The sequence below is a fragment of the Arthrobacter sp. UYNi723 genome (assembly GCF_054057635.1).
Genome location: NZ_JBSRZM010000006.1, coordinates 84,673 through 109,018, shown reverse-complemented (window position 1 = coordinate 109,018; position 24,346 = coordinate 84,673). Strand labels below are relative to the sequence as shown.

Below are 24,346 nucleotides of genomic sequence, written 5' to 3'. Positions count from 1 at the left end.
CCGGGCCCCTTACTTAAGTTCCGCGCGGCGCTTGACGATGAGATTGACGATGGTGGCCAGCAGCAGCATCAGGCCGAGGAAGAACTTGAACCAGTCCGGGTTCCACTGCGCGTAGACGATGCCCTTGTTGGCCATGCCGAAGATGAACGCGCCGATCGCCCCGCCCACAGCGGAGCCGTAGCCGCCCGTGAGGAGGCACCCGCCGATGACCGCGGCGATGATGTAGAGGAACTCGTTGCCCACACCTTCACCGGACTGCACCGTGTCGAAGGCGAAGAGGTTGTGCATGCCCAGGATCCAGCCGCAGAAACCCACGCCCATGAACAACCCGATCTTCGTGGCCTTGACCGGCACACCCACGGCGCGGGCCGCGTTGGCGTCCCCGCCGACCGCGAAGATCCAGTTCCCCACCTTCGTGCGCATCAGCACCCAGGTGGCCACGGCGACGAGCGCGATCCAGATGAACACCGTGATCTTGACATCGATGCCGCCGATGGTGACGGAGGATGCGAACACGGCGCGGGCGGAGCCGAAACCGTCCATGGTGGAGATCGACGGGGAGGATACGGAACCGCCGATCAGCCGGGTCAGGCCCAGGTTCAGGCCGGTGAGCATCAGGAACGTGGCCAGGGTGACGATGAAGCTGGGCAGCTTGGTCTTCATCAGAATCCAGCCGTTGATGTAGCCGATACCTAGGGAGACCAGCAGGGCCAGGACGACGCCGACCCAGACGTTCGTGCTGAAGTACCAGCTGAACATCGACGCCGTGAGCGCCGAGGAGATCACGGCGACACCGGTGGACAGGTCGAACTCCCCGCCGATCATCAGCAGCGAAACCCCCACCGCCATGATCCCGATCGTGGAGCTGCCGTAGAGAATGGTCGCCAAGGCATTGGGTTGGGTGAAGGTCGGGGAAACCACTGCGAAGAAGATGAAAAGGACGAGTGCGCCCACGAGGGCACCGACCTCGGGCCGGCCGAGGAGTTTCTGGAACGGGCTGCGCTTGGCGACGCGCTCGTCGGGCGCCGGTGACTTTGTCTTTGTCTGGGTGATGGTCATGATGATTCTCCTTGCTGCCGGGCCGGCGTTAGCCGGCCCGGCCAGCGGACTGTTAGCGGATACCCTGCTTGGCGAACTTCAGGACATCGGCCGCATTTGACTTGTCGACGAGGCTCGGGCCGGTGAGGACCGGCTGGCCGCCGCCGATGCTGAAGCCGCCGCGCTTGTTCTGCCACAGCGCGTCAACCGCGCCGTAGCCCTGCAGCCACGGCTGCTGGTCCACGGTGAACAGAACTGCACCATCCACAATCTTCTGGGCCAGATCCGCGTTCAGGTCGAAACTTGCCACCTTGGCAGAGCTGCCGGCGTCAGTGACCGACTTGAGGAGAGTCAGTGTGATGGGAGCGCCGAGGCCGATGATGACGTCGGCGTCCTTGGAAGCCTGGAGCTTGGCAGTCGCGGTGGACTGGACGGAGGTCATGTCCTTGCCGTCAACGTAAAGGATCTCCGTTCCAGGCACCTTCGCCTTGACGCCGGCGCACCGTGCTTCAAGGCCCACGTGGCCCTGTTCCTGAATCACGCAGATCGGGTGCTTGAAGTTCTCCGCCGCGAGCCGGGTGCCGACGGCCTGGCCGGCGAGCTGCTCGTTGGAACCGAAGTGGGTGAACGCTGCCAACTGCGCCGAGACACCCTCGCCGGCGTTCAAGCTGACAATCGGGATGCCGGCGTCAGCGGCCTTCTTCAGGACGTCTTTGAGTGCTTCGGGCTTGGCGAGCGTGACCGCGATGCCGTCGACCTTCTGGTCGATAGCCTGCTGGATGAGTTGGGCCTGGCGCCCGGCTTCGGGATCGGACGTGTAGAGGAGCTCAACGTTGTCCTTCGCCGATGCCTCCTCTGCACCTTTGCGAACGATGTCCCAGAAGGTGTCACCCGCTGCGGCGTGGGTGATCAACGCGATCTTGATCCGGTCTGTAGTGGCAACCTGTCCTCCGCCCGCGGCGCCACCGGTTTCGGCGGGCTTGCCGCCCGTGCTCGAGCAAGCGGAAAGAGCGAGCATCGGAACGACGGCCGCTACAAGCGTCGCCTTCCGCCAAGAAAAGTTCTTCACGATTTATCTCCTTTGATGGGGGTTGCGGCCCTGCCACTCTGCAGAAACTCAAAGCCCTCTACACAGATCATGGTGACTCGACTCACAGATGTCAATAGTTTGTCCTGACATTAGGATGTTTTTACGTTCAGAGCGGCCTGCGTGCAGCGAGCGCCGTCGTCGAGCGTACAACCAGGACAGGATCGATCAGCGCGTGCTCGGGCTCAATGGCGGGGTCCTGGATGCGCGCCAGCAAAGTGCGGGCGACGCCTGTTCCCACCAGATCGCTCCGGTTGTCCACTGACGTCAAGGCAAGGTAGCGGGACTTGGCCAGGCTTGAGTTGTCGTAGCCGACCAGCGAGATGTCCCCGGGAACCGAGAGCCCGCGTGCCTTGATGGCAGCCAACGCGCCCAACGCCATGGTGTCGTTGGCCGCGAAGATGGCCGTTGTCTCAGGATAGCGATCAAGCAGCCAGGATGCAGAGGCATAACCGTCTTCCTCGGACGTGCCACCGGATTCCCCCACAATTCGAGACTCAATGCCCTCCTCTTGGATTCGGTTTTGGAAGCCCGCCCGCCGGTGGGCAGCCGCCCCGCCCGATCCCGACAGGTGCCCAATCCTCGTGTGGCCGAGTCCAAGAAGGTGACTGGCTGCCACGCCGCCTCCGCCGTCGTCGTCATTGCTAATGAGATCGGCCCCCGCCGGTACGCTGTCACGCCATCCGGCCACCACAGTGGGCACCGCCATCCCGGCCACCATGGACTCGCTTGGTTCCGCCGCGATCACGAGCCCGTCAACGTGCATGGCCAGGAATCCGCCAGCCACTTCCTCAATGCCGCCCTCCCCAGGGCGCGCATCGGCGAGCATGACGTGGTAGCCGTGCTCCGTGAGGGCAGACTCCATCCCGCGCAGCAGATCGACGAACCACGGGTTGCGGTAGTCGTCAATCACGAGCCCGATGCTCTTGGTCCGACTACTGGCGAGGGTGGTGGCCGCCCGGCTGGGGCGGTATCCCAGCTCCGCCATAGCTGTACGCACAGCAGCGCGCCGCCTGTCACTCACCTTCGCTGGATTCTGCAGCACCAGCGAAACCAACGACGGCGATACCCCCGCCCGCTTCGCTACATCGTAAATAGTGGGGCGTCGTGTTGTGGGCCCGTTCATGGTCATGGTGGCGCCTTTCCGGCCCTGCCGTCGAAGACAGTCCGATGAGTCATTGACAGGACATAAATACATAACTACGCTCAGCATCCAGCCTACAAATTGTAGCGCTACAAATTGCCGTTGACCCCTGGACACGGCGGAATTTCAAAGGAGAAATCAATGGCTGAAAGCCTAGGCGTCGCCGTCATCGGTGCAGGCATGGCCGGCAAGGCCCACGCTGCCGCGTACCGCACCGCGTCAGCCCTCTACAGCCCGGTGCTTCCCCCGGTGCGCCTGGTCTCGATCGGCGACGTCAACGCCGAATTCGGCTCATTGGCCGCCCGCCGTTTCGGATACGAGCGCAACGACACGTCATGGCAGGCAATCGCCGAAGCCGATGACATCGACGTCGTCAGCGTGGTCATCGCCAACTCGCTCCACCGCGAAGTGGTGGAGGGCCTGCTCGCTGCCGGCAAACACGTTTTGTGCGAAAAGCCGCTGAGCGACTCCCTGGCAGACGCACGCGCCATGGCCGAGGCAGCCCGCGCGGCTGAGGCCGGCGGCACGATCGCCCGCACTGGCTTCACCTTCCGCCGAACCCCTGGCATCGCCTACATCCGGGACCTCATCCGCAACGGCGTCCTCGGCGACGTCCTGCACTTCAGCGGCCGCTACTGGACCGACTACGGCTTCAGCCCCTCCGCTCCCATGAGCTGGCGCTACAAGGGAGGCCCCGGGTCCGGTGCGCTCGCCGACGTCGGAAGCCACCTGACGTACGTCTCCGAGTTCCTCTGTGGCGACATCAAGTCGATCACCGGCGGCAGCCTCAGCACCGTGATCGACAAGCGTCCCCTGCCGCTCGCGGCCGTGATGGGCCACGACCACGTTGCAGTCAGCGACACCTTCGAAGCCGTCGAGAACGACGACTATGCAGCATTCAACGCAGAGTTCGGCACCGGCGCAGGCAGCTTTGAAGTCTCCCGGGTTGCAGCCGGACACGCCAACAGCCTCAACTTCGAGGTGTTCTGCGAGAACGGTGCCGCCAAGTTTGACCAGCGCCGCCCCGCCGAAATCCAGCTGTTCCTCAACGATGGCTCCGGCAACGAGAACGGCTACCGCCAGGTCATCCTCGGCCCGGGACACCCCTACATCGCGGGTGGCCTCGCCATGGACGCCCCCGAAGTCGGCTTCGGCCAGAACGACGCGTTCGGCTACCAGGCCCGGGCGTTCCTCGAAGAGGTCGCCGGCCTCAGCGAGGAAGAGTCCCTCCCCCGCTGCGCCACGTTCGACGAAGGTGTGCGCAACATGGAACTGCTCGGGGCAGTCGCCGAGTCCGCCCTGAACAACGGAAAGAAGATCACGCTATGAGGCTCGGTGTCTACAACGCGGTCCTGCATGACCGGCCACTTCCCGAAGCACTGAAGGTCATTGCCGATCTTGGCCTTACAGGCATCGAGATCAACACCGGCGGCTTCCTCCCCGCCGTGCACGTCCCCACCATGGACCAGATCCTTGAAAGCGACGCGGCCCGCGATGACTACCTGGCGGTCTTCGAAGGCACCGGCGTGTCAATTGCCGGGCTGAACTGCAACGGCAACCCGCTGCACCCCAACCGTGAGATTGGCGACAAGCACGCCGAAGACATCCGCCGCTCCATCAAGTTGGCGCACCGCCTGGGCCAGAACCGGGTGGTCACCATGTCCGGCCTGCCCGGCGGAGAGCCCCGCGCCACCACCGTCAACTGGGTGGTCAACGCCTGGAACTCAGCCGCACTGGACGTGTTGGACTACCAGTGGGGCGTGGCGGCGGAGTTCTGGAAGGAAACCGACCGTCTGGCGGCCGACCACGACGTCAAAGTGGCTCTCGAACTGCACCCGCAGAACCTCGTTTTCAACACCGCCGATGTCCGCAAGCTGCTCGAGCTGACCAACGCAACGCATGTCGGCGTCGAGCTGGATGCCTCCCACCTGTTCTGGCAGCAGATGGATCCGGTCGCCGTGGTGCGCGAACTAGGACCGCTCGTCTTCCAGGCAGCGGCGAAAGACGTCCGCGTGAACACCGAAAACGCTGCGCTCTACGGCGTGCTGGACAACAGCTTCCGCCGCCTTGCGCCAGAGGAAGACCGCACCAACCTCGGCGGCGACGAGTGGGCCAACGAGTGGCCCAAGAATTCCGCTTGGGACTTTGTGGCGCTGGGCCGCGGGCATGACACCGCTTATTGGACGGAGTTCCTCCGTGCCCTGCACGAAGTTGACCCGGAGATGCTGGTCAACATCGAGCACGAGGACGTTTCACTGGGCCGGATCGAGGGCCTGCAGGTGGCGGCCAAGGTGCTGCGGGATGCTGATGCTGCGCTCAGGGCATCGCTGAACGTTACGGCGTAGTCAGCCAACCAGTCAGCCAAAGGCCTGTGACAGACAGCACGGGGGCGACGCGCACGCGTCGCCCCCTTGCTGTCTCCGGAGGCCGGCCATCCCCAACAGAGAAAAACAAAACATGCGTATTGGCATTGTCGGATACGGAGCAGGCGGCAGGTACTTCCATGCCCCGTTCATTGAAGCGGCCAAGGGAGTCGAATTGGTCGGCATTGTGGCCCGTTCGGAAGCGAAAAGGGCGCAGGCAGAATCGGACTTCCCTGGCTGCCCGTTTATGGGAGCCTTGCCGGTTTGCTCGACGCCGGCGTGGACGCGGTGACCATCACCACGCCGCCGCACAGGGGGTCGAGGACCATTCCGCGGAAAAGTAGCGCTGTCATTTTCAGCGGTCCAGGGGCGCTGAGAATGACATCGAACATGACCTGGAGTGTCTTGCGAACGAACGATTTCCCGACATCCTCCGGCATCAGTTGGTCGCAACGCGTGACCGGGCTCTGGCGCTGACGGGTCCTGCGAAAATTCGCACCGCAGGAACCGGCGTCGTCTTTGGGGCGGCCCGGTGGTGACAGCGGGTTGCGCGTCGCCAGGTCCAGCAGGTGCCGGGCGACGACGGAAATGCGCTGTTGCGGGGTGTCCGGCGCCAGGACAACGTGCACGTCCGTCCGGAAACTCGGGCCGGATCAGTCCAGCCCGCCAAGAGGGGAGGCCGGCAGGTGCCTGGGCGATGGCTTCAGATCCAGCAGACAATACATCCGTGCCGCGCCAAAAAATCCCCCGGTTTCCGGGGGCCAGCGGCCGTGCCGCGACACCACACCGCGGCTCCGCGGAGGGGGAACCGCTGGCATCCCCGGTTTTGCACGTTTGTGCAGAACGCTTGAACATATTTCCGTCTTGTTCGAAAAATGAAAGGGAAGGCGCCCCAGGGCGCGAAGAAAAAGCTGCGAGGGAGCAACTTTGAGCGAGCATGAATCCACCGGTGAGCACAGTCCGGCCTCTTCCCGCACGACGGTTGAGAGTCTGCGTGAACGCCCCAGGGCGAAGGTGCTGATCATCGGCGGGGGCATCAACGGGGTCGGTACTTTCCGGGACCTGGCGCTGCAGGGCGTGGATGTGGCCCTGGTGGAACGGGGGGACTACTGCCAGGGTGCGAGCGGCGCCTCGTCTCATATGATTCACGGCGGGATCCGTTACCTTGAAAACGGCGAATTCCGCCTCGTCAAGGAATCGGTCACCGAACGCAACGGGCTCCTCAGGCTCGCGCCGCACTATGTGAAGCCGTTGAAAACCACCATTCCGATCTTCAGCACGTTCTCCGGCGTGCTGTCCGCCCCGTTGCGGTTCCTGACCCACAAACAGCACGGCGCCCCCAAGGAGCGGGGGGCCTTCCTGATCAAAATCGGGCTGAGCCTGTATGACTCTTTCTCGCGGGACGGGGGCGCCGTGCCCCGGCACGAGTTCAAGGGACGCGCCCGGGCGCTGGAGGAACTTCCCCGTCTCAATCCTGGCGTGAAATTCACGGCCACGTACTTTGACGCGTCCGTGCACAACCCTGAGCGGCTCACCCTGGATGTCCTCCAGGATGGACAGAAGGCCGCCGGCTGCGGCAATGACACAGCCCGCGCCGCCAATTACGTCAGCGTCACCGGCATCGGCGACGAAGGGGTCCAGCTCCGTGACGAACTCACGGGGGAGACGTTCTCCTTCACGGCCGATGTGATCGTGAACACAACCGGGGCCTGGGTCGACCTGACCAATGAGGCGCTGGGCTCGCCTTCCCTGTTTATGGGAGGGACCAAGGGTTCCCATATCGTGCTGGATCACCCCGCACTGTCCGATGCCTGCCAGGGCAGCGAAATCTTCTTTGAACACACGGACGGCAGGATCGTCCTGATTTACCCCATGGGGGACCGTGTCCTGGTCGGCACCACGGACATCCGCGCGGACATGGCCGAGGACGCCGTCTGCACGGATGAGGAGATTACCTACTTTTTCGATCTGATCAAACACGTCTTTCCCGACATCACGATCACCCGGGAGAGCATTGTGTACAGTTTCGCCGGCGTCCGCCCGTTGCCGCGTGATGAAGCCGAGCACCCAGGGTTCGTCTCCCGCGATTACCGCATTGAACTCGGCGGCCGTGAAATTGCCGGCACGAACGTTCCGGTGCTGAGTCTTGTCGGCGGCAAGTGGACCACCTTCCGGGCCCTGTCCGAGCATATGACCAACGATGTCCTGGCGATCCTTAATCACAAACGCAAGGTTTCCACCGCGAAGCTTCCCATCGGCGGCGGAGCGGATTTCCCGCCCACCGAGGCCGATGTGCAGGCCTGGATCACCCGGCACGTGTCCGATGATCTGGACGCCGGCCGGGTCGAAGGACTGCTGACCCGTTACGGCACCCGTGCAACGGAGGTCATCACGTACCTCTCCGCCGGTGAGGACCGTGTCCTGAACTCGACGCCCGAGCTGAGCCTGCGCGAAATCGAGTTCATGGTCCGGCACGAGCAGATCGGACACCTGATCGATGTCCTGATCCGGCGCACATCCCTGGCCTTCCGGGGCTTGGTCACTGCCGGACTCCTCACCGAGCTGGCCCAGGCCCTGGCGGGACCGCTCGGCTGGGATACGGCCCGGGTCAAGCAGGAAATCACGCACGCACAAGAGGTGCTGCAGCGTTTCCACGGGGTCCGGGTACAAAGCCGGATTTCCTGACGCACAGCAAGGCCACCATCAAGAAGCCGGACCGCAGCCTTGGCGCGGATCCGGACCCGCACGATCCGGACCCACACAGCGGGCCGGCGGGGCGGAACGAGTCCTGGCGCGCCCGCCCCTGACTGCCGGTCATCATCCGAGACCGGCTAAAAACAGAACAATATGAGGAGTCAAAGATGTCTCTTGGCATTATCTTCCTGTCCGAAGTATTCGGCACCGCGATGCTGACGCTGCTCGGCTGCGGTGTCGTCGCCAACGTTGCCCTGAAGGGAACGAAGGGAAATAACGGCGGGTTTCTGATGGTCACCTGGGGCTGGGGCATCGCCGTCTTCGCTGGCGTGTTCATTGCAGCCAAATCCGGTGCCCACCTCAACCCGGCCGTCACGCTGGGTCTGATCCTCAACGGCAAGAAGGAATTCGTCCCCGGCATCCCGGTTGATTTCCTGTCGACCATCACCTATTTCGGCGGGGAACTGACCGGCGCCTTCCTGGGCGCCTGCGTGGCCTGGCTGGCGCACAAGCAGCACTTCGACGCGGAGCCGCTGGCAGCCAGCAAACTGGCGGTGTTCTCCACCGGCCCGGCCATCCGCTCCACCGGCTGGAACCTCGTCACCGAGATCATCGGCAGCTTCGTCCTGGTCTTCGTCATCCTGACCTTCGGCGGCACCCCCTCCGGGCTCGGGCCGCTGGCGGTGGCCCTGCTGGTGGTCGGTATCGGTGTTTCCCTCGGCGGCCCCACCGGCTACGCCATCAACCCGGCCCGTGACCTCGGGCCACGCATCGCACACGCGCTGCTCCCGATCAAGGGCAAGGGCAAGAGCGACTGGTCCTACTCGTGGATTCCCGTCGTCGGCCCCCTGGCCGGCGGAGGGCTGGCCGGCATCGTTGCCGCCGCCGCGCCCATTGTCTTCACCGCCGCGGCGTAACCGCCGCGCACCCGAACACCGTCATTCACTAAGACAAGGAAGTCATGATGAAGCAGTACGTCATTGCAATCGATCAGGGCACGACCAGCAGCCGGGCCATCATTTTTGACCACAGCGGCAATATCGTCTCCAGCGGCCAGAAAGAACACGAACAAATCTTTCCCCAGGCCGGCTGGGTCGAACACGATCCCGTCGAAATCTGGGACAACATCCGCGAGGTCATCGGCTCAGCGCTGTCCAAGGCCAACCTGACCAGCCACGACATCGCCACCGTGGGCATCACCAACCAGCGCGAAACCGCCGTCGTCTGGGACAAGAGGACCGGGCGGCCGGTGTACAACGCCATCGTGTGGCAGGATACCCGCACCCAAGACATCGTGGACGAGCTGGCAAAGTACGGCGGTGTGGACCGTTTCAAGAAGCAGGTCGGCCTGCCGCTGGCCACCTACTTCTCCGGCACCAAAATCAAATGGATTCTGGACAACGTCCAGGGTGCGCGGGCCAAGGCCGAAGCAGGGGACCTGCTCTTTGGCACCACGGACTCCTGGGTGATCTGGAACCTGACCGGCGGCAGCACCGACGGCGGCCTTCACATCACCGACGTCACCAACGCCTCCCGGACCCTGTTCATGGACCTGGAAACTCTGCAATGGGACAACAGCATCCTTGAGGCCTTTGATGTGCCCAGGTCCATGATGCCCGAAATCAGGTCCTCTTCCGAGGTCTACGGCACCGTCCACCACTCCCAGCTGCTGCGCGGAGTTCCGGTGGCCGGCATCCTCGGGGACCAGCAGGCAGCGACCTTCGGCCAGGCCGCGTTCGGCAAGGGCGAGGCCAAGAACACCTATGGCACCGGGTGCTTCCTGATCTTCAACACCGGCGAAGAGATCGTGCACTCCAGCAACGGCCTGTTGACCACGCTCGGCTACAAGCTCGGCGACGCGAAGCCGCACTACGCGCTGGAAGGATCCATCGCCGTCACCGGATCGCTGATCCAGTGGCTGCGGGACAACCTGGGCCTGATCGGTTCCGCCCCGGAGGTTGAGGCCCTGGCCGCGTCGGTGCCGGACAACGGCGGCGCCTACTTCGTACCGGCGTTCTCCGGCCTCTTCGCACCCTACTGGCGTCCGGATGCCCGGGGCGCCCTGGTCGGGCTGACCCGTTTTGTCACCAAGGCCCACATAGCCCGGGCGGCGCTGGAAGCCACCGCGTTCCAGACCCGCGAGGTGCTGGAGGCCGTCAACGCCGACAGCGGGGTGTCGCTGACCGAGCTGAAGGTTGACGGCGGCATGGTCGCCAACGAGGCCCTCATGCAGTTCCAGGCGGACATCCTCGGTGTGGCCGTGGTACGGCCCAGGATCGTTGAAACCACGGCGCTAGGTGCGGCCTATGCGGCTGGCCTGGCGGTCGGCTTCTGGAAAGACCTCGGAGAGCTCACCGCCAACTGGGGCGAGGACAAGCGCTGGACACCGAAAATGGACGACGCCGAGCGTTTCCGCCAGCTCCGTCTCTGGAAAAAGGCCGTCACCAAGTCCATGGACTGGGTAGACGAGGATGTGATGTAGGGCCTATCGCCCCCGCCAGACAGCGGCGGCGGCCGGGAGCCTATTGCGTGCAGGTGGCGCCTGCGGGCCGCCACCTGCACGCCCGGAACCGGCCCGATGGCCGGGCGCTCCAGTGTTGCCCAGGCTTCCGGCAACGGTCCCGCCCCCCGCAGGAACACAGATCCGCCGCACGCTGACCGCCACGCATTCCCCACTACCGTTAAGAATGAGCCCGCCATGTCTGATGCTTCCAGATCAACCCGCTATTCAACCCTGTCCCCGGCGCTGGCCGTGGGCGAGGACGAACCCGACCGGAACCTGGCGCTGGAACTCGTCCGCGTGACAGAGGCGGCCGCCATTGCCGGTGGCCACTGGGTCGGATTCGGCGACAAAAACAAGGCCGACGGCGCTGCCGTGGACGCCATGCGTTCCCTGCTGTCCACCGTCCATTTCAACGGCGTCGTCGTCATCGGTGAAGGCGAAAAGGACGAAGCCCCCATGCTGTACAACGGTGAGCACGTCGGTGACGGCACCGGCCCCGAATGTGACCTCGCCGTGGACCCCATCGACGGAACCCGCCTGGCTGCCCTCGGCATCAACAACGCCCTCGCCGTCCTCGCCGTGGCCGAGCGCGGCACCATGTTCGATCCCTCAGCCGTTTTCTACATGGAGAAGCTGGTCACCGGCCCGGAAGCCGCGGACGTCGTGGACCTGCGGCTGCCGGTCAAGCAGAACCTGCACCTCATCGCCAAGGCCAAGGGCGTCAAAATCAACCAGCTCAACGTCATGATCCTGGACCGCGACCGCCACCGCCCGCTGGTGGAGGAAATCCGCGAGGCCGGTGCCCGAACCAAGTTCATCATGGACGGCGACGTCGCCGGCGCGATCGCGGCCGCCCGCTCCGGCACCGGGGTCGACGCCCTGATGGGAATCGGCGGAACCCCGGAAGGCATCGTGACAGCCTGCGCCATCAAGACGCTCGGCGGCGTGATCCAGGGCCGGCTGTGGCCCACGAGCGATGACGAGAAGCAGAAGGCCATCGACGCCGGCCATGACCTGGACCGGGTCCTTTCCACCGACGACCTCGTCACCGGCGACAACTGCTACTTCGCGGCCACCGGCATCACCGACGGCGACCTCCTCAAGGGCGTTCGCTACTCCAAGGACAAGGTCCTGACCCAGTCGATCGTGATGCGTTCCAAATCCGGCACCATCCGCTTCGTGGACGGCGAACACCAGGCCCACAAGTGGGAAGGCTACGCCCGCCAGAGCTAATCACTGAACCTCACCAGGCGACGCATTCCACCCGGAATGCGTCGCCTGGTGAGTTCCATGCCTCACTGCGGAGCTTTCGCGGAGCCGGCGCCCTCCGGCGCCGACGTTCAGGCCGACGCCCTGATGTCGGGCCGCCGTCCGGTTGAGGAACCGGCAACGTGGGGCATCGACGCGGACGAAAACTGGGGCACCCTGGCCACAAAGGACGGCCGCGAGGCCATTGCCTCGGCACAGGGGAACTATGCCGGCTTCTATACAGAGTTCGCCCGCGCGGTCCGCGGCGACGGCCCTGAACCCGTACCGGCGACGGAAGGAATCCGGACGCTGGAGGTGCTGGATGCGGCCCGCCGCAGTGCGCTGGAGCACGCGGTGATCGCGCTTTAGCACCCTCTCTCTTCCTGCGCGTTTTCCCGGATCCCTCTCTCACCTGGTGAGAGAGGGATCCGGATTTTCCTGCAGGAAGGGAGAGAGCGTCCATGGCCCCGCACCCGCTGGACGCAGAACGCCCGACGCCGGCCGGCGTCGGGCGTTTTTGTGTCACCTTGGGGTGCGGCGTCACCTTAGACAGACACGCCTGAGCGCTGCTTGAACAGGTGCTCCAGCTCCTCCAGGGATTTATCCTTGGTCTCCGGAACGACGCGTTTGACCCAGACAATGGCACACAGCTGCAGTGCCACGAAGATGAAGAACGTCGCCGAAACGCCGATCCACGAGACCATCTGCGGGAAGAAGAACCCGATCAGGAAGTTAATCATCCACAGCACAAAGACGCAGATGCCCATCGCGATGCCGCGGACGTGCATGGGGAAGATCTCGGACATGGTCAGCCACGTGACGGTGCCGATGCAGCCCTGCATGGAAGCCAGGAACGTCACCATGAACAGCAGCACAAGGTAGCCGCGCAACGTGCTCTCCGGTAGGAGCATGGAGACGAGCGCGATGGCCGTCAGGGACGTGGCGGTGCCGCACAGTCCCACGATCAGCATGGGCTTGCGAGGCACCCGCGTCATAAGATACATGCCGACGATCACGGCCGCCACGGATGTGACGCCATTGAGGACGTTGGCAATCAGGGCGCCTTGGTCGCCGAATCCGGACGAGGACAGGATGGACGTCCCGTAGTACATGATGGCGTTGACGCCGCTGATCTGGTTGATGATGGCCATGCCCAGGCCCACCACGAAGATCCTGCGGATCCACGGAACGGTGAGGTCCTTGAACGTGCCCAGCCTGGCCTGGTAGTCCTCCCGGGCTGCCTGCCGTACCTCGTCGAACTCCGCTGAGACGTCGCCGGCTGCGCGGGTGGACCGCAGCACCTCAAGGACGGCCCCGAAGCGACCGGCCGACGCCAGCCAGCGTGGGCTCTCCGGCAGCACCAGCATCCCGAACCACAGGACGACGGCCGGGAGCGTGGCGATGACCAGCATCCAGCGCCACACGTGCGTTTCTTCGGGGAAGGCGTTGCCGAGCACCGCATTGAAGGTGAAGGCCAGGAACTGGCCGGTGACAATCATCAGCTCGTTTTGCGTGACGATGCGACCGCGTTGGGCCGCCGGCGACATTTCCGCGAGATACACGGGGACAATCACGGAGGCGCCGCCCACTGCCAGGCCCAGGAATGTCCGGGCCGCGATGAGCAGTTCCGTGCTCGGCGAGATGGTGCAGGCGATGGTGGCCACGACGAAGATCAGGGCCAGTCCCATGATGGTTTTGCGCCTGCCGAAGCGGTCCGAGAGCCGGCCTGCGCTGATGGCGCCGAAGGCCGCGCCGAACAGCAGCGTGGACGTGACCAGCCCTTCAGTGAGCGGCGTCAGTCCCAGGTCCCGCTGCATAAACGGCAGGGCGCCGTTAATGACGCCGGTGTCGTAACCGAACAGCAGTCCGCCGAACGTGGAGAAGAGCGCCACCTTCCGCATGAACTTCTTCGGATTGGCCGGCTTGGACGGGTTGTTCGGCTTGGTGCTGCCGGGGGCGTCGGACTGGACTGTGCCGGGATTCGTCGTGGTTCCTTGGTTTTGGTCCGTCTTCGCCGCCACTACTTGACCTTGTTGACGTAGTTGCGCATCGTCTCCAGCTGGTAGCGGGACACGTCCTCGGCGTTGTCGTCTTCGGCGAAGACACTGGACACCATGACGGTGTTGTCCTTGTCCAGGAAGCCGATTTCCTTGAGCCCGGCGAAGAACTCGTCCCAGTTCACGTCGCCGTCGCCGATCTTCAGGTGCTGGTGCACACGCACGGCGTTTCCGGGCGGATTGGTGATGTAGCGCAGGCCGTGGGAGGCGTGGTGGTCCATGGTGTCCGAGACGTGGACCAGGCGCAGCCTGTCCCCGGCGGCCCGCATGATCTCCAGGGGCTTGTTGCCCATGTGGAACGAGTGCGAGGCCACGTAGACCATGCCGATGTTGGGCGAGTTGACGCCGCGGATGACGCGGATGGCGGCCAGGCCGTCTTCGACGAAGTCGTCCGGGTGCGGGTCGATCAGGACATCGAGGCCCTCCCGCTCGATGATCGGCAGCAGCTCTTCCATGGAGCGGTAGAAGGCGCGCTCGGACTCTTCGGCCTTTTCGGGGCGGCCGCTGAATTCGGTATTCATGGTGCTGACGCCAAGGTCCACGGCAATTTGGATGGCGCGCTTCCAGTAGCGGACCGCTGCTTCGCGGGCATCCTCATCCGGACCCGACCAGCGCAGCACGGGAAGCACCGACGCGATTTCGACGCCGGCATCCTTGCAGGCCTTGTTCATCTGGGCCACGAGCTCATCGTCGGCTTTGGGGTGGTTGTAGAACGGGATCATGTCCGCATGCGGAGTCAGCTGCAGGTACTTGTATCCGAGATCGGCGGCCACGCGCGGAAATTCCAGCAGGCTGTGGCTGTGGTGGAACGGGGTGGGGTCAAGTGCAATTTTCACGTGGAACACTCCATTGTGGATCAGTTGTGGGCGCAGGCGCAGAAGGGGACGGATGGCTCCGTCCCCTTCTCGTGCCCTACTTGTAGAGGTCGGGCTTGGCGGCCAGCTTGACGGCGACCTTCTCGCCGTTCTTCTGGGCTTCCACGCCGGCTTCGCAGCAGGCGGCGGTGGCGTAGCCGTCCCAGGCGGTCGGGCCGCCAATTTCACCGCGAAGGGCCGCATCCACCCATGACTGGATCTCGACGTCGTACGCGCTACCGAAGCGCTCCTCAAACCCGGGGGTCACCGTGCCGCCCCAGCGACCGGCGCTGCGGGTGTAGGGACCCTTGTCGCCGCCGATGCTGACGATGCCGTCTTCGAAGGACGCCTGGGTGGCCACTTCGTACCCAAACTTTGCGTTGACGAAGATCTCGACGTCGGCCAGGACGCCGGACTCGGTTTCGATCAGGACATGCTGGGGATCGTGCTGCCCGGCGGGGGCGTTCTTGGTGGCCTTACCGAGGCGCACCTGCACGCTGGTGATTTCCTCACCGGTGAAGAACCGGATGGCGTCGAACTCGTGGACCACGGAGTCGTTGATCAACATCTCGTTAGTGAAGCCCGCCGGGGTGGAGGGGTTGCGGTGCTGGTGGTGCAGCATGAGCAGCTCCCCCAGCTCGTGGTTGCTGATGATCTGGCCCAGGGCGGCATATTCGGTGTCGAAACGGCGCATGAAGCCGACCTGGATACGCTTGCGGCCCAGCTCCACCTCAGCCTGGACCACCTTCCAGGAGGATCCCGCGTCGGGGGTGAGGGGTTTTTCGCAGAGGATGGGGATGTCCTTGGCGATCGCCTTGAGCAGGATGTCCTCGTGCAGGAAGCCGGGGGTTGCTATCAGGACGGCGTTGACGTCACCGTTGTTGAGGGCTTCCTCGGCGTCGGCGAGCGCCACGGCGCCCGGGATGCCTTCGATGGCCGCCTGCGCGCGGGCCAGATCAACGTCGACGACAGCGGCGACTTCGGCTCCGTGGATGCGGGTGTTGAGGCGCTGGATGTGGTCTGCGCCCATGCGGCCGGCGCCGATGACGGCGACGCGGAGGGTTTCAGTCATGTCTGGTGTCCTTTGGGGTGAGTATTGCGGAAGCTGGAGTTGGCGTCAGCTGACGGTGGTGCGGGAGCCGCAGGAGAGCAGGTAGTTCCGGGTGCGCTTGGCGATCGGCATGGGGACGTCGAAAGCCACCGGGTACATGTCCTGCTCCACGATGCCGAAGATCGGCCGGTTCAGGGCCTCGACTGCTTCGATGACGGCGCGCAGGTCCGGCAGCCCGTTCGGCGGTTCGGTCATAACGCCGGCCAGGTTGGCAGCGGCCCACGTCATGTTTTCCTCGTTGACCTTCTTCAGGACCTCCGGGTTGATCTGCTTCAGGTGAAGGTAGCCGATGCGGTCCGGGTAGTTCTTGATCAGTTCCAGGCTGGAGGCTCCGCAGTATTCGGCGTGGCCGGTGTCCAGGCACAGGTTCAGGTACTTCGGGTCCGTGGCAGCCAGCAGGGTTTCGATGTCTTCCTGCGCTCCGACGTGCGAATCTGCGTGGGAGTGGAACTGCTGGTTCAGGCCGAAGTCTTCCAGCAACGTCTTGCCGAGGCGGTTGTGGCCGGCGAACAGGTCGTTCCAGCCCTCCTCCGTGAGCTCACCGCTTTCCACCGCCTCGCCGGTGACGTCGTCACGCCACATCGCGGGAATCACCACAATGTGCTCACCGCCCATGGCTGCCGTGAGCTCGGCAACCTTGCGGGCCGGCTCCCAGGCGGTCTCCCATTGGTCCAGCCCGCGGTGGAAGGCCGTGAAGACGGTTCCCGCCGTGACCTGCAGATCACGTGCCTTGAGCTCCTCGGCGAGCCTGGTGGGGTCGGTGGGCAGGTAGCCGTAGGGGCCCAGTTCGATCCACCTGTAGCCGGATTCGGCCACTTCGTCGAGGAACCGTTCCCACGGGGTCTGCTTGGGGTCGTCGGCGAACCAGACGCCCCAGGAGTCCGGCGCGGTGCCGATGATGAGTTTGTTCTCTTTGTCTGTCATGACAGCGTTGTCTTTCTGTTATGGGGCTGGTCAGGCCGGTAGGGGTCGAAAGTGCTTTAGTCGCGCCGACCGCGTCCTTCGGAAGCATCATCAGCCCGTCCGGGAACGGTGTCCTCTCCCCCGGCAAGCTGGTCCGGGAGTCCCTCGGCAATACCGTCGTGACGAATCTGGTGGCTGTCGTCTGCGTGGGACGGGAAGTTATAGGAAGCACCGGAGGCGTGGGTGGCTTCAGGCCAGCGCGACGTAATGACTTTGCCACGGGTATAGAAGGAGACGCCTTCGGGGCCGTAGATGTGCTTATCGCCGAAGAATGATGCCTTCCAGCCGCCGAAGGAGTGGTAGGCCACCGGTACGGGCAGGGGCACGTTGATGCCGATCATGCCCACGGTGACGGAGCGCTGGAACTTGCGGGCGTTTGCGCCGGAGGAGGTGAAGATCGCGGTTCCGTTGCCGTAGGGGTTGGCGTTGATAAGGGCGATGCCTGCGTCGAGGTCCTCGACGCGGACCACCACGAGGACCGGTCCGAAGATTTCCTCGGTGTAGGCGGTCATTTCGGTCTTGACGTGGTCCAGGACGGTGGGGCCCACCCAGAAGCCGTCTTCGTGGCCGGGGACCACCAGGTCGCGGCCGTCCACCACCATCGCGGCGCCGGCGGCTTCCGCCTCGGTGACGATCTTCACGATGCGTTCCTTGGAGGCGGGCGTGATCACTGGGCCCATTTCGGCGTCGGGCGCTGTGCCGTTGTTGACCTTGACGGCGAGCGCGCGCTCTTCGACTTTCTTCACGATCAGGTCCGCGGCGTCACCGACGGCGACGGCCACGGAGATGGCCATGCAGCGTTCGCCGGCGGAACCGAAGGCGGCGGCGGCAAGGTGGTCTGCCGCGTTATCGAGGTCGGCGTCGGGCATGATGATCGCGTGGTTCTTCGCCCCGCCCAGGGCCTGGACGCGCTTGCCGTGCTTGGTGGCGGTTTCGTGGACGTACTGGGCGATCGGCGTGGAGCCAACGAAGGAGATGCCGTCCACGTCCGGGTGGGTCAGGAGCCCCTCGACGGTTTCCTTGTCGCCATGCAGGACCTGGAAAACGCCGTCGGGCAGGCCTGCCTGCTTCCACAGCTTGGCCAGCAGCATCGACGCGGAGGGGTCACGCTCGGAGGGCTTGAGGATGAAGGCATTGCCGGTGGCGATGGCCATCGGCGCCATCCACAGCGGCACCATGACCGGGAAGTTGAACGGGGTGATGCCAGCGACGACGCCCAGGGGCTCGCGGAAGGAGAAGACGTCGATGCCGGTGGAGACCTGGTCCGAGTAGTCGCCCTTGAGCAGCTGCGGGATGCCGCAGGCGAACTCGATGACCTCCAGGCCGCGGCCGATCTCACCCTTGGCGTCGGAGAGGACCTTGCCGTGCTCGGCGGTGATCAGTTCGGCGAGATCGCCAACATGGGACGCGACGAGCTCGCGGAACTTGAACAGGACGGCGGTGCGCTTGGCCAGGGAGATGTCACCCCAGCTGTCGGCGGCGGCACGGGCAGCGGCAACAGTGGCATCGAGGTCCGCCCGGTTGGCCAACCGCAGCTCGCCGGAGACGGCGCCCGTGGCCGGGTTGTAGACCGGCTGGGTGCGGGTGCCGACGCCTGCGGTTTCCGCGCCGTTGATGAAGTGGTTGATGGTGGTTATCTCAGTTGTGACAGTCATGGCGACTCTTCCTTGAGTTGTAAAGCTTGCGGGTGTCGAGGAGGGTGTCAGCCCAACAGCTTGCGCTGGCGGCTCTTGTGGTCGGTGTAGGTCTTGAAGGCCTGCTGGGTGGAGTCGAGCTCGGAGACCTGGGAGACGGGAACGTCCCACCAGGACTCGGAGCTGGGCGCGTCCAGCAGCGGATCGGATTCGACGTGGATCAGGATCGGCCCGCCGCGCTCGGGGGCTGCTTTGGCGTCACGGATGGCCTGTTCAAGTTCGGCGATGACCTTCTCCCCCGGTTCGATCCGGATCACCTTCACGCCGAGGCTTTCGGCGTTCAGAGCCAGGTCCACCGGCAGGGTTTCGCCTGCGTCGAAGCTGTGCTGCTCCTCGTTCAGCGCCCGGTACTGGGTGCCGAACCGCTGCGAGCCGAGGGACTCGGACAGAGATCCGATGGAGGCGTAGCCGTGGTTCTGGATCAGGACCACGATCAGCTTGATGCGTTCGGCGACGGCGGTGACCAGTTCGGTGTGCATCATCAGGTAGGAGCCGTCCCCCACCATGACCACAACGTCCCGGTCCGTGCCGCCGGCGGCGGCTTCGGCCAACGCTGCGCGCTTAACACCGAGTCCGCCCGGGATTTCGTAGCCCATGCAGGAGTACGCGTATTCCACGTGGTAGCCGAACGGGTCCCGGACGCGCCACATCTTGTGCAGGTCACCGGGCAGGGACCCCGCCGCGCAGATGACGACGTCCGCCGCGTCCATGGCCCGGGACGTGGCGCCGATGATCTCGTTCTGGGCCGGCAGCGGGGTGAAGCGCGTGTCGAAGGCTTCGTCCACCGTGGCGTCCCAGCGCTTCTTCTCCGCGGCGATCGCCTCTTCGAGGTCCGCGCCGACGCGGTAGCCGCCCAGGGCCTGGTTCAGCTTGACCAGTGCCTTCCGGGCGTCCGCGACGATCGGCAGCGAAGTGCCGTGCTTGTACGCGTCGATGGCGGCGACGTTGATGTTGATGAACTTTACGTCGGGGTTCTGGAACGCGGTCCGCGAGGCGGTGGTGAAGTCCTCATAGCGGGTACCGATGCCGATGATCAGGTCCGCCTCGGCAGCGATGGCGTTCGCCGCCGTCGTCCCTGTGGAGCCGATCGCACCGAGCGAGAACTTGTGGTCCCACGGCAGGACGCCGACTCCGGCCTGGGTGTTGCCCACCGGGATGCCCGTCAACTCAGCAAATGCTGCGAGTTCCTCGTTGGCGTAGGCGTACAGGACACCGCCACCGGCGATGATCAGCGGGCGCTTCGCGGCACGGATGGCCTCGGCGGCGCGGCGGATGTCCTCGTCGTCGGCCTCGGGACGGCGGATGCGCCACTCGCGTTCGGCGAGGAACTCCTCAGGCACGTCGAAGGCTTCGGCCTGGACGTCCTGCGGCAGCGAGATGGTCACGGCACCGGTTTCGGCCGGATCCGTCAGGACACGCAGGCCGTGGTGGAACGCCGAGAACAGCTGCTCCGGGCGGGATACCCGGTCAAAGAACTTGGACAGCGGCCGGAACGCGTCGTTGACGGTGATGTCGTAGGCGTAGGGCTGCTCGAGCTGCTGCAGGACCGGGTCCGCGGCGCGAGTGGCAAAGGTGTCACTGGGCAGCAGCAGCACCGGAAGGCGGTTGGTGGTGGCCAGTGCCGCACCGGTCAGCAGGTTCGAGGAACCCGGACCGATCGAGGTGCTGATCGCGAAGGTCTGGCGGCGCCGGGTGTGGCGTGCGTAGCCGACAGCCTGGTGCGCCTGGGCCTGCTCGTTGCGGCCCTGGTAGTACGGCATGATGGACGGGTCAAGCTGCTGGTACTGCTTCAACGCCTGGCCGACGCCGGCAACGTTGCCGTGGCCGAAGATGCCGAACATGCCCGGAATCAGCCGTTCCCGGTAGTCCGCGGTGCCGATGCGGTCCACCGTGTACTGCTTGGAAAGGTACTCGACGACGGCCTGGGCGACTGTCATTCTGCGTGTTGCTGTTCGCATTGGGTTTTACTCCGATACTTTAGCTGATGACTGCAGCACGGGCGTCTTGAGCAGCGCGGCGGCGGTGGCGACGGCTCCGGCCACATCGCCGTCGTGCGGGTACAGCAGCGTCCGGCCCACGGTGAGGCCCTGGACGCCGGGCAGGGCCAGGGCGGCCTGCCAGCTGGCGAAAACCTCATCCTGGGTGCCTTCCGGGTCCCCGCCGAGGAGCACGGTGGGCAACGTGGTTGCCGCCATGACGCGTTCCATCTCGGCCACCACGGGCAACTTCATCCACGTGTAGGCACTCGTGGAGCCCAGGCTCTGGGCGATCGCGATGGACTTGATGACGGCGTCCGGGGTGAGGTCGTTGCGGACCTTGCCGTTGGCGTCCCGGACAGACAGGAATGGTTCCACCATGGCGATCAGCTTGCGTGCGGCGAGGGAGTCGACGGCCCGCGCCGTGGCTTCCAGGGCGGAGGCGGTGTCCGGGTCGCCGAGGCAGATGCGGGTCAGCATCTTGCCGCCGTCGGCCCCCAGCGCTTCCAAGGCGGCGGCCGTGTGGCCGGTGAAACGGTCATCGATTTCGTTGACGAGCCCGGCCAGGCCACCGCGGTTCATCGAGCCGAAGACAAGCTTGCCGTCCAGGGCCCCCAACAGGAGCAGGTCATCCATGATGTCCGGGGACGCCAGGACCCCGTCCACGGCGGGATTTGCCAAGGCGATCTGCAAGCGGTCCAACAAATCGCGGCGGTCCGCCATGGCCACCGGATCGTTTCCCACGGAGAGGGCCCCACGGGCCGGGTGGTCGGCGGCAACGATGAAGTTCTGCACGCCATACTTCAGCCCCGGATGGCGGCGGCGCGTGGCTGCCGCGCGGGCAACGGCGTCGGGGTCTTCGAGCCGGAGGGCGCTCAGGTGCTGGTAGCGGCGGGGATCGTCGTTGGCGCTCAAGACGCTGCTCCTTCGGAAACTGTGGTGTGGGACGGATGTGAGGCGGCGGCACCGGCCAGGGCGGGTGCCAAGCGGCCGCGTTCGGCCAGCAGCGAGGTGACTTCCTCCGGCGTCGGCATGGCGTCGGCGCAGGAAAGGCGGGAGGCCACAATGGCGCCGGCGGCGTTGGCGTAATCCAGGACCTGGGCCAGCGGCCAGCCGGACAGCAGTCCGTGGCAGAAAGCCCCACCAAACGAGTCGCCGGCACCGAGGCCGTTGAGGGTTTCCACCGGGACCGGAGCGGAGACCACGCGTTCGGTGCGGGTCTTTGCCATCACGCCTTCCGGTCCAAGCTTGACGACGGCGATCTCGACGCCGGCGGCCAGCAGCCGGTCGGCCTGCTCGTCAGGGGTTCCTTCGCCCACGGCGACGGCACATTCCTTGTCGTTGCCGATGGCAACCGTGACGTGCGGCAGGATCTTTGCAACCTCGGCCCGGGCTTCCTCTTCGGAAGCCCAGAACATGGGCCGGTAGTCCAGGTCCAGGATGGTGTACTGGCCTTCCTTGAGACCGGTCCGGGGACGGGCAGCATGGGCGGCCAGGTGGGCCTCGCGGCTGGGCTCCTGGCACAAACCAGTCACCGTCGACCAGAAGATCCCGGCTTCACGGATGGCATCCAGGTCCAGCTCCGCTGCCTTGATCTGCAGGTCAGGCGCCGTGGGGAAACGCCCATAGAAGTAGAGCGGAAAATCATCCGGCGGCATAATGGCGCAGAACGTCACCGCGGTGGGCCATTCCTTCACCGGCGTAACGAACGTATCGTCCACGTTGAACTTGCGCAGTTCACGGTGGAGGTATTTTCCGAAGGCGTCGTCGCCGGTGCGCGTGATCACGCCTGCGTTGCGGCCATGCCGCGCCGCGGCCACGGCCACATTGGACGGGGAACCTCCGAGGTACTTTCCGAAGGACGTCACGTCCTCCAGATCCACCCCGATGTCGTTCGGGTAGATATCAACGCTGATGCGCCCGATCGTGAGCAGTTCGTGGGTCACGGTAATCGCGGACCTTTCTGGTTTGAGCTCCATACCCCTGTACTGCAAGAGCTAGAACTCGGATTCCTGGCCGGGCCCCCGTGAGCGGGGCCACAACCACTACCTTGCCCTAGAATCATTGTCCTGTCAAAGGTTTGTACTGACATATTTACAACCTGCATAAGGCGCCAAATTCACGCCCTCGGGATTACTTCCGGGGGACCGCCAGTTCGCCCGTGACATACTGCGCCCGCCCGAAGCCGAACGACCAGTCGCCGGCCGCATTCTCGACGTATCCGATAAACACGTCCTCACCGGCAACATCAAGTTCCGCCAGCCGGTGGGCTATCGCCGCAAAGAGGGATTGCTTGGCGTCCTGGCTCCGACCGCCTTGCGTAAAGATCTGGATCATCACCACATCGGGGGTGCGCTCGAAGCCGAGCCCCGCATCCTGGGCGACAATCTGGCCCTGCGGGTGCACTGTGAGAACGTGGAAGTAGTCGCGCTCCGGGATGGCATACTCCGCGAGAATGGCATCGTGGATGCCCCGGCTCAAGCGCTGCAACTGTTCGGCGCTGCGCCCTTGATTAACATCGATTCGTACCAGCGGCATTTCTCATCTCCCTATAGTTTGTCCTGACATCCTAACAAACTTTCGAGATGATCTGCAAGGAAATCCCCGGAAACCCCTTCCGCGCGGGCAGGGTCGGCGGTATGGTTAAACAACCAGATAGTTGATCAATGACTTAGTTGATTAATGATCCAGAAAGGTCTGCACCCCGATGAATGCCGACGACGGCACCCTGGACTCGGCCTTTATGGCCCTGTCCGATCCCATCCGTCGCCGCATCATCGCCCGGCTCAGCCGGGGACCGGCCACAGTGAATGAATTGGCGGAACCCTTCGCGATCACCAAGCAGGCGGTCTCGAAGCACATCCAGGTCCTGGAGCAGGCAGGGCTCGTCACCCGCAGCAGGGAAGCCCAGCGCCGGCCCGTCCACCTGAATCCCGCACGGCTGGAGGCTCTCACAGCGTGGATCGACCAGTACCGGCTGGTCCGCGAAGAGCAGTTCCGCAGCCTGGATGCCGTGCTCAGATCCAATGCCGCAACCGGCGGCAACCACCTAAAGGAATCATCATGAGCAATTCGCTGAACCTCACCATTCCTGAAGGACTCCCCTTCATCGACTTCGAGCGGGAGTTCGACTTCCCGGTGGCGGACGTCTTCCGCGCTCACAAGGACCCGGACGTCATCGTCCAGTGGCTCGGCCCGCGTGGCATGAAGATGGAAATCAACCACTTCGATTTCCGGACCGGCGGCAGCTACAGCTACCTGCACACCGGGCCAGACGGCGTCGCCTACGAATTCAGCGGCGTCTATCACACAGTCCGCGAGAACGAATTCGCCATCCAGACCTTCGAATTCGGCGGCTACCCCGACGTGGTCAGCATCGAGTTCCTCACCTTCGAGGATCTCGGCGACGGCCGGTCCCGCGTCCGGGGCCACTCCGTCTACCCCACCCAGGAGGCCCGCGACGGCATGGCAAAGTCCGGCATGGAGGGCGGCATGTCCGAGGGCTACGAGCGGCTCGACGAACTGCTCAGCGGCGCCAAGGTCTAGCACAGCCGTTAAACGAGTACGACGGCGGCCGGTTACTTTCCTGGAGAAGGTAACCGGCCGCCGTCGTA

At 64.7% G+C, this 24,346-nt stretch carries 22 protein-coding genes and 1 pseudogene; 10 read left to right on the top strand and 13 right to left on the bottom strand.

The window, feature by feature from the left end:
* Positions 1-9 precede the first annotated feature (9 nt).
* The 3 genes from ACVWY0_RS06955 to ACVWY0_RS06945 form a co-directional block, all read right to left on the bottom strand.
* Positions 10-1,059: an ABC transporter permease gene (locus ACVWY0_RS06955; protein WP_485836037.1), complete on the bottom strand. Its 1,050-nt coding sequence runs from the start codon at positions 1,057-1,059 to the stop codon at positions 10-12.
* Between the two features lie 52 nt (positions 1,060-1,111).
* Positions 1,112-2,107 (bottom strand): substrate-binding domain-containing protein, encoded by a 996-nt coding sequence (locus ACVWY0_RS06950; protein WP_485836036.1) that lies wholly within the window; start codon positions 2,105-2,107, stop codon positions 1,112-1,114.
* A gap of 127 nt (positions 2,108-2,234) precedes the next feature.
* Positions 2,235-3,257, bottom strand: a complete 1,023-nt coding sequence (locus ACVWY0_RS06945) for a LacI family DNA-binding transcriptional regulator (protein WP_485836035.1) — start codon at positions 3,255-3,257, stop codon at positions 2,235-2,237.
* Between the two features lie 153 nt (positions 3,258-3,410).
* Between ACVWY0_RS06945 and ACVWY0_RS06940 the strand changes: the two genes are divergently transcribed.
* The 3 genes from ACVWY0_RS06940 (at position 3,411) to ACVWY0_RS06930 (ending at position 5,924) form a co-directional block, all read left to right on the top strand.
* On the top strand, positions 3,411-4,598 hold the full coding sequence (locus ACVWY0_RS06940) for a Gfo/Idh/MocA family protein (RefSeq protein WP_485836034.1): 1,188 nt from the start codon (positions 3,411-3,413) through the stop codon (positions 4,596-4,598).
* On the top strand, positions 4,595-5,614 hold the full coding sequence (locus ACVWY0_RS06935) for a sugar phosphate isomerase/epimerase family protein (protein WP_485836033.1): 1,020 nt from the start codon (positions 4,595-4,597) through the stop codon (positions 5,612-5,614). The genes ACVWY0_RS06940 and ACVWY0_RS06935 overlap by 4 nt, the downstream gene beginning before the upstream one ends.
* A 112-nt stretch (positions 5,615-5,726) precedes the next feature.
* A complete protein-coding gene (locus ACVWY0_RS06930) occupies positions 5,727-5,924 on the top strand; it encodes a Gfo/Idh/MocA family oxidoreductase (RefSeq protein WP_485836032.1) in 198 nt (65 codons plus the stop codon).
* Here ACVWY0_RS06930 and ACVWY0_RS06925 read toward each other — a convergent pair.
* Positions 5,878-6,261 carry a hypothetical protein gene (locus ACVWY0_RS06925; protein ID WP_485836086.1) on the bottom strand — a complete coding sequence of 128 codons (384 nt, stop codon included), beginning with the start codon at positions 6,259-6,261 and terminating at the stop codon, positions 5,878-5,880. The two genes, ACVWY0_RS06930 and ACVWY0_RS06925, sit on opposite strands and share 47 nt — an antisense overlap.
* Before the next feature lie 298 nt (positions 6,262-6,559).
* Between ACVWY0_RS06925 and ACVWY0_RS06920 the strand changes: the two genes are divergently transcribed.
* From ACVWY0_RS06920 to ACVWY0_RS06900, 5 genes are all read left to right on the top strand, one after another.
* Positions 6,560-8,317 (top strand): glycerol-3-phosphate dehydrogenase/oxidase, encoded by a 1,758-nt coding sequence (locus tag ACVWY0_RS06920; protein ID WP_485836031.1) that lies wholly within the window; start codon positions 6,560-6,562, stop codon positions 8,315-8,317.
* A gap of 176 nt (positions 8,318-8,493) precedes the next feature.
* Positions 8,494-9,243 carry an MIP/aquaporin family protein gene (locus ACVWY0_RS06915; RefSeq protein ID WP_485836030.1) on the top strand — a complete coding sequence of 250 codons (750 nt, stop codon included), beginning with the start codon at positions 8,494-8,496 and terminating at the stop codon, positions 9,241-9,243.
* A 47-nt stretch (positions 9,244-9,290) separates the two neighbouring features.
* Complete coding sequence (gene glpK / locus ACVWY0_RS06910) at positions 9,291-10,808, top strand: glycerol kinase GlpK (RefSeq protein WP_485836082.1); 1,518 nt, start codon at positions 9,291-9,293, stop codon at positions 10,806-10,808.
* Positions 10,809-11,024: 216 nt separating this feature from the next.
* The gene (gene glpX / locus ACVWY0_RS06905) at positions 11,025-12,062 is read left to right on the top strand and encodes a class II fructose-bisphosphatase (RefSeq protein WP_485836029.1); all 1,038 of its coding nucleotides are present in this window, start codon (positions 11,025-11,027) and stop codon (positions 12,060-12,062) included.
* A 57-nt stretch (positions 12,063-12,119) separates the two neighbouring features.
* Positions 12,120-12,446 carry a Gfo/Idh/MocA family oxidoreductase gene (locus tag ACVWY0_RS06900; protein WP_485836028.1) on the top strand — a complete coding sequence of 109 codons (327 nt, stop codon included), beginning with the start codon at positions 12,120-12,122 and terminating at the stop codon, positions 12,444-12,446.
* Between the two features lie 176 nt (positions 12,447-12,622).
* Here ACVWY0_RS06900 and ACVWY0_RS06895 read toward each other — a convergent pair whose 3' ends face one another.
* The 9 genes and pseudogenes from ACVWY0_RS06895 to ACVWY0_RS06855 all read right to left on the bottom strand — a co-directional run bounded on the left by ACVWY0_RS06895 (position 12,623) and on the right by ACVWY0_RS06855 (position 23,270).
* Positions 12,623-14,098 carry a sugar porter family MFS transporter gene (locus tag ACVWY0_RS06895; protein ID WP_485836027.1) on the bottom strand — a complete coding sequence of 492 codons (1,476 nt, stop codon included), beginning with the start codon at positions 14,096-14,098 and terminating at the stop codon, positions 12,623-12,625.
* Positions 14,098-14,970 (bottom strand): sugar phosphate isomerase/epimerase family protein, encoded by an 873-nt coding sequence (locus ACVWY0_RS06890; RefSeq protein WP_485836026.1) that lies wholly within the window; start codon positions 14,968-14,970, stop codon positions 14,098-14,100. The genes ACVWY0_RS06895 and ACVWY0_RS06890 overlap by 1 nt, the downstream gene beginning before the upstream one ends.
* A gap of 76 nt (positions 14,971-15,046) precedes the next feature.
* Entirely contained in the window at positions 15,047-16,060 is a 1,014-nt protein-coding gene (locus ACVWY0_RS06885; RefSeq protein ID WP_485836025.1) for a Gfo/Idh/MocA family protein, read from the bottom strand.
* A 45-nt stretch (positions 16,061-16,105) separates the two neighbouring features.
* Complete coding sequence (locus tag ACVWY0_RS06880; RefSeq protein WP_485836024.1) at positions 16,106-17,023, bottom strand: sugar phosphate isomerase/epimerase family protein; 918 nt, start codon at positions 17,021-17,023, stop codon at positions 16,106-16,108.
* A 185-nt stretch (positions 17,024-17,208) separates the two neighbouring features.
* Positions 17,209-18,717, bottom strand: a pseudogene (locus ACVWY0_RS06875) (CoA-acylating methylmalonate-semialdehyde dehydrogenase); the annotation flags it as partial.
* 47 nt (positions 18,718-18,764) lie between these two features.
* Positions 18,765-20,693, bottom strand: coding sequence for a 3D-(3,5/4)-trihydroxycyclohexane-1,2-dione acylhydrolase (decyclizing) (gene iolD, locus ACVWY0_RS06870; RefSeq protein ID WP_485836023.1), 1,929 nt, complete (start codon positions 20,691-20,693; stop codon positions 18,765-18,767).
* A 27-nt stretch (positions 20,694-20,720) separates the two neighbouring features.
* Positions 20,721-21,647, bottom strand: coding sequence for a Cgl0159 family (beta/alpha)8-fold protein (locus ACVWY0_RS06865; protein WP_485836022.1), 927 nt, complete (start codon positions 21,645-21,647; stop codon positions 20,721-20,723).
* Positions 21,644-22,678 (bottom strand): 5-dehydro-2-deoxygluconokinase, encoded by a 1,035-nt coding sequence (gene iolC, locus ACVWY0_RS06860; RefSeq protein WP_485836081.1) that lies wholly within the window; start codon positions 22,676-22,678, stop codon positions 21,644-21,646. Before iolC ends, ACVWY0_RS06865 begins: the two co-directional genes overlap by 4 nt.
* A 187-nt stretch (positions 22,679-22,865) precedes the next feature.
* On the bottom strand, positions 22,866-23,270 hold the full coding sequence (locus ACVWY0_RS06855; protein ID WP_485836021.1) for a tautomerase family protein: 405 nt from the start codon (positions 23,268-23,270) through the stop codon (positions 22,866-22,868).
* 169 nt (positions 23,271-23,439) lie between these two features.
* Here ACVWY0_RS06855 and ACVWY0_RS06850 point away from each other — a divergent pair, with 169 nt between their 5' ends.
* Complete coding sequence (locus ACVWY0_RS06850; protein WP_485836020.1) at positions 23,440-23,799, top strand: ArsR/SmtB family transcription factor; 360 nt, start codon at positions 23,440-23,442, stop codon at positions 23,797-23,799.
* Positions 23,796-24,278 (top strand): SRPBCC family protein, encoded by a 483-nt coding sequence (locus ACVWY0_RS06845; protein WP_485836019.1) that lies wholly within the window; start codon positions 23,796-23,798, stop codon positions 24,276-24,278. The genes ACVWY0_RS06850 and ACVWY0_RS06845 overlap by 4 nt, the downstream gene beginning before the upstream one ends.
* The last annotated feature ends 68 nt before the right edge of the window (positions 24,279-24,346 follow it).

What these genes read in the sequence shown, in the direction of transcription:
- ACVWY0_RS06955 (WP_485836037.1), bottom strand. Translation starts at nt 1,059, where the DNA reads ATGACCATCACCCAGACAAAGACAAAGTCACCGGCGCCCGACGAGCGC.
- ACVWY0_RS06945 (WP_485836035.1), bottom strand. Translation starts at nt 3,257, where the DNA reads ATGACCATGAACGGGCCCACAACACGACGCCCCACTATTTACGATGTA.
- ACVWY0_RS06940 (WP_485836034.1), top strand. Translation starts at nt 3,411, where the DNA reads ATGGCTGAAAGCCTAGGCGTCGCCGTCATCGGTGCAGGCATGGCCGGC.
- ACVWY0_RS06935 (WP_485836033.1), top strand. Translation starts at nt 4,595, where the DNA reads ATGAGGCTCGGTGTCTACAACGCGGTCCTGCATGACCGGCCACTTCCC.
- ACVWY0_RS06930 (WP_485836032.1), top strand. Translation starts at nt 5,727, where the DNA reads ATGCGTATTGGCATTGTCGGATACGGAGCAGGCGGCAGGTACTTCCAT.
- ACVWY0_RS06915 (WP_485836030.1), top strand. Translation starts at nt 8,494, where the DNA reads ATGTCTCTTGGCATTATCTTCCTGTCCGAAGTATTCGGCACCGCGATG.
- glpK (WP_485836082.1), top strand. Translation starts at nt 9,291, where the DNA reads ATGAAGCAGTACGTCATTGCAATCGATCAGGGCACGACCAGCAGCCGG.
- glpX (WP_485836029.1), top strand. Translation starts at nt 11,025, where the DNA reads ATGTCTGATGCTTCCAGATCAACCCGCTATTCAACCCTGTCCCCGGCG.
- ACVWY0_RS06900 (WP_485836028.1), top strand. Translation starts at nt 12,120, where the DNA reads ATGCCTCACTGCGGAGCTTTCGCGGAGCCGGCGCCCTCCGGCGCCGAC.
- ACVWY0_RS06885 (WP_485836025.1), bottom strand. Translation starts at nt 16,060, where the DNA reads ATGACTGAAACCCTCCGCGTCGCCGTCATCGGCGCCGGCCGCATGGGC.
- ACVWY0_RS06880 (WP_485836024.1), bottom strand. Translation starts at nt 17,023, where the DNA reads ATGACAGACAAAGAGAACAAACTCATCATCGGCACCGCGCCGGACTCC.
- iolD (WP_485836023.1), bottom strand. Translation starts at nt 20,693, where the DNA reads ATGACAGTCGCCCAGGCCGTCGTCGAGTACCTTTCCAAGCAGTACACG.
- ACVWY0_RS06855 (WP_485836021.1), bottom strand. Translation starts at nt 23,270, where the DNA reads ATGCCGCTGGTACGAATCGATGTTAATCAAGGGCGCAGCGCCGAACAG.
- ACVWY0_RS06850 (WP_485836020.1), top strand. Translation starts at nt 23,440, where the DNA reads ATGAATGCCGACGACGGCACCCTGGACTCGGCCTTTATGGCCCTGTCC.
- ACVWY0_RS06845 (WP_485836019.1), top strand. Translation starts at nt 23,796, where the DNA reads ATGAGCAATTCGCTGAACCTCACCATTCCTGAAGGACTCCCCTTCATC.